At 47.2% G+C, this 5,777-nt stretch carries 6 protein-coding genes, 1 rRNA gene and 1 riboswitch; all 7 genes read right to left on the bottom strand.

Features of this window, described 5'->3' with window-relative positions; all coding sequences use genetic code 11:
* Positions 1 to 366 (bottom strand): 16S ribosomal RNA (locus tag IC21_RS02435); the annotation flags it as partial.
* Positions 367 to 745: 379 nt separating this feature from the next.
* Positions 746 to 1,402, bottom strand: coding sequence for an MOSC domain-containing protein (locus IC21_RS02430; protein ID WP_029143037.1), 657 nt, complete (start codon positions 1,400 to 1,402; stop codon positions 746 to 748).
* A 117-nt stretch (positions 1,403 to 1,519) separates the two neighbouring features.
* A complete protein-coding gene (locus IC21_RS02425) occupies positions 1,520 to 2,017 on the bottom strand; it encodes a YkyB family protein (protein WP_230951764.1) in 498 nt (165 codons plus the stop codon).
* A gap of 389 nt (positions 2,018 to 2,406) precedes the next feature.
* Positions 2,407 to 3,051: a thiamine phosphate synthase gene (gene thiE, locus IC21_RS02420; protein WP_013859339.1), complete on the bottom strand. Its 645-nt coding sequence runs from the start codon at positions 3,049 to 3,051 to the stop codon at positions 2,407 to 2,409.
* Positions 3,048 to 3,854: a bifunctional hydroxymethylpyrimidine kinase/phosphomethylpyrimidine kinase gene (thiD, locus tag IC21_RS02415; RefSeq protein ID WP_013859338.1), complete on the bottom strand. Its 807-nt coding sequence runs from the start codon at positions 3,852 to 3,854 to the stop codon at positions 3,048 to 3,050. Before thiD ends, thiE begins: the two co-directional genes overlap by 4 nt.
* Before the next feature lie 5 nt (positions 3,855 to 3,859).
* Positions 3,860 to 4,672, bottom strand: a complete 813-nt coding sequence (thiM, locus tag IC21_RS02410; protein WP_019721235.1) for a hydroxyethylthiazole kinase — start codon at positions 4,670 to 4,672, stop codon at positions 3,860 to 3,862.
* 12 nt (positions 4,673 to 4,684) lie between these two features.
* Positions 4,685 to 5,446 carry a 3-oxoacyl-ACP reductase gene (locus tag IC21_RS02405; protein ID WP_029143036.1) on the bottom strand — a complete coding sequence of 254 codons (762 nt, stop codon included), beginning with the start codon at positions 5,444 to 5,446 and terminating at the stop codon, positions 4,685 to 4,687.
* Positions 5,447 to 5,513: 67 nt separating this feature from the next.
* A riboswitch (TPP riboswitch) is annotated at positions 5,514 to 5,625 on the bottom strand.
* Between the last annotated feature and the right edge of the window lie 152 nt (positions 5,626 to 5,777).

Raw genomic sequence — 5,777 nt, 5'->3', positions numbered from 1 at the left:
ACTGCTGCCTCCCGTAGGAGTTTGGGCCGTGTCTCAGTCCCAATGTGGCCGATCACCCTCTCAGGTCGGCTACGCATCGTTGCCTTGGTGAGCCGTTACCCCACCAACTAGCTAATGCGCCGCGGGCCCATCTGTAAGTGACAGCCGAAGCCGTCTTTCCTTTTTCCTCCATGCGGAGAAAAAAACTATCCGGTATTAGCCCCGGTTTCCCGGCGTTATCCCGATCTTACAGGCAGGTTGCCCACGTGTTACTCACCCGTCCGCCGCTAACCTTTTAAAAGCAAGCTTTTAAAAGGTCCGCACGACTTGCATGTATTAGGCACGCCGCCAGCGTTCGTCCTGAGCCAGGATCAAACTCTCAGTAAAGATGTTTGATAAAAGCTCAAAAAGAATTTGACATTTCGTTTTGTCCAGTTTTCAAGGAACAATCTTTGCTGTTCTTAACAGCGACTTAATTATTATATCAAAATATCAATTCGCTGTCAACATCTTTTTTTAACCCCGTTGTTTATCCACCTAACGGGTCAGCTCATTTATCATAACATTTATCCGTAACTTAAGTCAATAAGATAGAGCAAGGTAATGTTTTCCATCTTTTTTTAAGATCCCTGCTCCTTAATATAATGAAGAAACAGGGATCTATGCTACAAGTTAAGATGGCGGAACAGCATTGAGCTTCCTCTGTTACATACGTACAGGTCGTTTTCAGGGAACCGCAGTACTCCTGTCACAGCAGCCGTTTCTTTTATCCATTCCCTTTTTTCAGCCATAATTTCCGGAATGGTTTTTGCCAGTCACTGGCAAGCACCTTTACACTTAAAATTTCTTCTATCGCATCAAAATTTGTTCTATCATGGTATCTGATGTTATTGATATGCAGGATGGAAAGCTGTTTTTCCCCTTTTTCAAGGAGGATAAAGCTGTCATTTTTCCGGACAAAACCTTCTTCGAGCACACGCATATAGAAGCCGGACCAGCCAGTTTCCACAATATCGGCAGGAAAACTGTCCAATCCGTGTTTCGCAGCAATTTTATAGCAAGGCTCCCGCGGCTGTGATACCTGCACAACCGCTTCCCCCATTTGAAAAACATCGCCGATATGGATATCTGCTTCCGAACATCCCGAGAGCGTAATATTTTCGCCAAATGCCCCCGGCTCAAAAGTCCGGTTAAATTTCTTCCCCCATACCGGAAAATGATCACCAACATACACGCAGACTGCTTTATCCGCTCCGCCATGATGCACAAGGTCCGCCTGCTTGTCCCCTTCGAAATTTTCTTTTGCCAGATATACCGGGCCTTCCTGTGGTGTTTTAAAAATGCCACTCTGCACCACTTTCTGTTTATAGGCAAGCGCCTTTGGTTTGCCTGTATTTACCGAAACAACAACACCGTCCGCCATCATGCCTGCTCCTTTCCCAAATTGCTATCTAAATTTTACCATCATTTGCGTAAACTTTGAAAAACATTTTAAGAAAATCCCGCATGTCTCCCGTTTGACTTTCCGGATTCGCTGTTTTCAATCCTTTTGCAAAAAGGTTTCTAAAAGTTTTACCGCTTCATTATATTTTAGCGTAACTTTTCTTGTTGCCGCTGCCGGAATAATAGCAATTTCGCCCAGGTGCTTCAAACATTTCGTCTGGCCTTGTTCTGCCGGTAAATGAAAGGTGTAGTCTTCCAGCTGAATGAGCAGCAATTTCTTTCCATTCTGAGTATGATAGCCGATCATTTCAGCCTTATTTTCATCAAGCAACTTGCGGAGGACAGCATCTTTTAATGCATACAGTTTTAATTGCCGTGTTTTTGCTCTGTTGACCACACCATAATTCCTGTCAAAATAGTTTATCTTTTTTGTATCCCTGCTTTTTTTAGCTGACTTGTTGATAATATATAGAGATTCAGCGATGTTATGAATCGTCATTTCGAGTTTGGATATGTCCGTTTGTCTTTGTTTCACGACCTGTGTTTCGTTTATATCGTACAAAGGATATTTTTTTCCGCGATAGCCGATTTTCATCGCTTTGGGTTCCCCGACAGGCTTCCGTTTTAATGCTTTCAGCTGTGTTTTTGTTTTCAGATTTTCCGGTACATCCTCCCATTTTCTGTAATTTTCCACTGCCTCTCCCCCCTATTCGCATAAACCATTCTCTGCGCCTTGCCAGCACAAAAAACAACAAATGATGAGAGGTTATCTGGTTTTAACAGCCCTCACCTTCCCTTCCACCGGAATGTTTGTTTGTATTTTATCACAAGAACAAACGTTTTATCAACCAAGATATTGAAAAATTCTCGCAAAAAATTCACCGCCATTCAGCCTGCTTGGCACCAAAAAAGCCAGGCTCCTACACCCGGCTTATCTTGATTCCATTTTTAAACTGTCAAAAGGCGCAGGGCTTTACGCCTTCATTATAAAGCGAGCTCCCTTTTCAACAGGACAGCTGCCGCTTCTGCATCTTCCGCGCCTGCGATCGCAGAAATGACGGAAACGCCGTCTGCGCCCGCTTCTATGACGCTTTTTGCATTGCCCGGCCCTATGCCGCCAATTCCGACAATTGGAATCCGGATGCCATTTTGGCGGATTTCGCGAATGACGGTTGTCCCTTTCGCCGCTTTCGCATCTTCTTTCGATTTCGTCGGAAAAATGGGGCCAACGCCAAGATAATCCGCGCCTCCGTTTGCTGCCTGCCTGGCTTCCTCCAACGTATAGGCCGAGACGCCGATGATCTTATCCCCCAACTTTTCTCGTACGGATGCCAGCGGTTCATCTTCCTGCCCGACATGCACACCATCAGCATCCAGTTCCAACGCAAGTGCAATATCATCATTTACAAGAAAAGGAATCCCGTTTTTTTGGCATATCCACTTCAATTTTTCACCAAGCGCTTTCTTTTCTTCGCCTTTTCGTGCACCGTTCCCTTTTTCACGGAATTGAAAAAGGGTGACGCCGCCCCTGATGGCCTTTTCCAGCACTTGTTCCGGCGGCAGCGTGCAGTTCGGGCTGCCCATAATAAAATACAGTTTCAATGCGCCACGCAAATATTCGGCTGTCATCCGTTTTTCATTCTCCTTTTTTGGTACGCCCAATGGTTTGTCGGCCCGTGCCCGTGTCCAATTTGAATGCCGTCTTCGATCGCGGCGGAAATGAATGCTTTTGCTGTCGACACTGCAGCAAATATATCCGCGCCTTTTGCCAATTCCGCCGTAATCGCCGAAGAAAACGTACAGCCGGTGCCGTGCGTATTTTTTGTTGCGTACCTTTTCGCTGTATATTCGTAAAAATTCACCCCGTCAAAAAGCAAGTCGCTCGAAACCGGGGAAGATGCGTTATGGCCGCCTTTAATAAGGACATACCGGGGGCCGCAATCCGCAATGATGCGTGCCGCTTCCTTCCGATCCCCGGCATTTCGGATGGGCATTCCTGCCAGTTCCTCTGCTTCCGGAAGATTCGGCGTCACAATGAAGGCGAGCGGAAGCAGCTTGCTTTTTAAGGCTTGAACCGCTTCCTTTTGCAAAAGGGTTTCCCCGCCTTTTGCAATGATCACCGGGTCCACAACGAGTTTTTCCCAGCGGTAGGTTTTGATTTTTTCCGCGGCCACTTCGATGATGCCGGAATCAAACAACATGCCGGTTTTTAGCGCATCCGTCCCCATATCTCCGGCAATGGACTCCAATTGGCGGGAGACGGCTTCGGGTCCGAGCGGAAATACCCCCTGGACGCCGCGTGTATTTTGCGCTGTCACCGCGGTAATCACGGACATGCCGTATACTTCCAATTCCTGAAATGTTTTCAAGTCTGCCTGGATGCCTGCACCGCCCCCGGAATCAGAACCGGCAATGGTAAGTGCTTTTTTCATGACGTTCATCCTTCTTTCTTTTCAAAAGAGGCATATTTTTGGATTTCTTCAGCCCCTATTTCTGCCAGCTGGTCTAAAAATGCCATTTGAAAACTGCCCGGCAAATCCCCGCCTGTTTTTTCCCTTGCGATTTCCGCAGCAGCGCCGTAAATCGCAAGCGCCGAAACGGATGCCTGAACCGGATCTTCCTCAACAGCGAGAAAGGCGCCGCAAACTGCGGACAAAAGGCAGCCTGTCCCGGTGACTTTTGTTAAAAGCGGGTGGCCGTTATGTACGAGATAGAGTTCGGAACCGTTTGACACCGCATCCGTCTTGCCACTTACCACGACCGTAGTATGAAGCGTTTTTGCCGCTTTTAAAGCGAGTTCGCCCGTATCCAGGCTGGTATCTCCTGCATCGACGCCTTTAACTTTGGCATCTATTCCGATCAGATTGGCGATTTCTCCGGCATTTCCCCTGATGGATGTGAAGCGGATTTCTTTCAGCAATTTTTTTGCCGTTTCTGTCCGGTAACGGGTTGAACCGGCAGCTACCGGATCGAGGACGACCGGAACGCCATTTTCATTTGCAGACTTTCCCGCCAAAATCATGGCTTCGACGGCTTTTTCATTCAAAGTGCCGATATTTAATACGACCGCATTTGCCGCTTTCGCCATATCGGCAACTTCTTCCACCGCATCGGCCATTACCGGAGATGCGCCGAGTGCCAGCAGCCCGTTTGCTGTGAAATTAGCCACCACAATATTCGTGATATTATGGATAAGCGGATTGGCTTCCCTGATTTTTTCAAGCAGTTCAATTGGTTTTTCCTTTTCCATTTTCATTCCCTCCTAATCCATTACAAGTCCGCCGTCAACGACGAGGTTTTGCCCGGTTACCGCCCTGGCCCATGGCGATGCAAAAAACAACACGGCATCCGCAACGTCTTCCGGTTCTGTCACCCTTTGCAGCGGAGTAGTTTCCTGAATCAATTGAAAAACCGCTTCAGATGTGGCCGCACTTGCATCCGTCGTTTTCAGAAGGCCGCCGGATACCATATTAACGGTAATGCCATATTGCCCCAGATCTTTCGCCATGCTCCGGGTGAAGCCGAGGAGCGCAGCCTTGCTCGTATTGTAATCATGGTAGGCGACAACCGGATTTTGAAACAGGTTTGTGCCAATATTGATCACCCTGCCGAAATGCAGCCGTTTCATTCCCGCAAGGCCGGCCTGGATGGTATTTAATGCGCCGCGAACCGCACCTTCCATCTGCAGGCTGTATTCCTCCCACGAAATCCGGGAAGCATCGTGCCGGGATTCCGGATCAAAGCGGAAATGCACAAGGGCATTATTTACAATCGTCGTGACAGGCCTGGAAAAATAAGCTTCGGCCTGCCGGAACATCTTTCTTACCTGCGCCGGATCCCTTACATCCGCCTTCAGGGCAACCGCTTTTTCGCCTAAAATATGCTGAAGATCCTTTGCCTTCCCCTCACTCTCAAAATAGTTGATGACAACGCCCGCCCCTTCTCTTGCAAAAGCTTTTACAACTGCCTTGCCTAACCCCCTGCTTCCGCCTGTGATGACGACCACCTGCTCATCCAGTTTCATTTGTCCCATCCCTTCCCATGCAAAAAAGCCAGGCCCGAAAAGACCTGACTTCATCAGCAAGAAATTTTTTTACAAATTCCTACTTTCCTACGCCGGTATGATCCGGATCAGGTCCAAAGGGTTGAAAAACGCCGGTTTTTCTCTCAGCCCGCCAAATCCGGGCACCCCTAGTAGTTTGAAAGATTATTTTTTAGCTATTATATCCCTTTCCAACAAAGATGTAAAGTTTACAATCTTTTTAACAGTTCTGAAGAGTAAATTCATCAATTTTTAGATGTTTTATGATAAAATGACTTATCCACATTTAGAAAATTTTTCCATCTATTTTTTC

Origin of the sequence: Heyndrickxia coagulans DSM 1 = ATCC 7050, from assembly GCF_000290615.1 — a bacterium.
In the GTDB taxonomy this organism is placed as follows: Bacteria; Bacillota; Bacilli; order Bacillales; family Bacillaceae_C; genus Weizmannia; species Weizmannia coagulans.
Note: the sequence above shows the minus strand (reverse complement) of the source record. Positions and strands in the feature narration are given on the sequence as shown.

Bases quoted from the DNA above. Each gene is read 5' to 3' on its own strand.
- IC21_RS02405 (WP_029143036.1), bottom strand. From the start codon at position 5,446: ATGAAACTGGATGAGCAGGTGGTCGTCATCACAGGCGGAAGCAGGGGG.
- thiD (WP_013859338.1), bottom strand. From the start codon at position 3,854: ATGAAAAAAGCACTTACCATTGCCGGTTCTGATTCCGGGGGCGGTGCA.
- IC21_RS02430 (WP_029143037.1), bottom strand. From the start codon at position 1,402: ATGGCGGACGGTGTTGTTGTTTCGGTAAATACAGGCAAACCAAAGGCG.
- thiM (WP_019721235.1), bottom strand. From the start codon at position 4,672: ATGGAAAAGGAAAAACCAATTGAACTGCTTGAAAAAATCAGGGAAGCC.
- thiE (WP_013859339.1), bottom strand. From the start codon at position 3,051: ATGACAGCCGAATATTTGCGTGGCGCATTGAAACTGTATTTTATTATG.
- IC21_RS02425 (WP_230951764.1), bottom strand. From the start codon at position 2,017: ATGAAAATCGGCTATCGCGGAAAAAAATATCCTTTGTACGATATAAAC.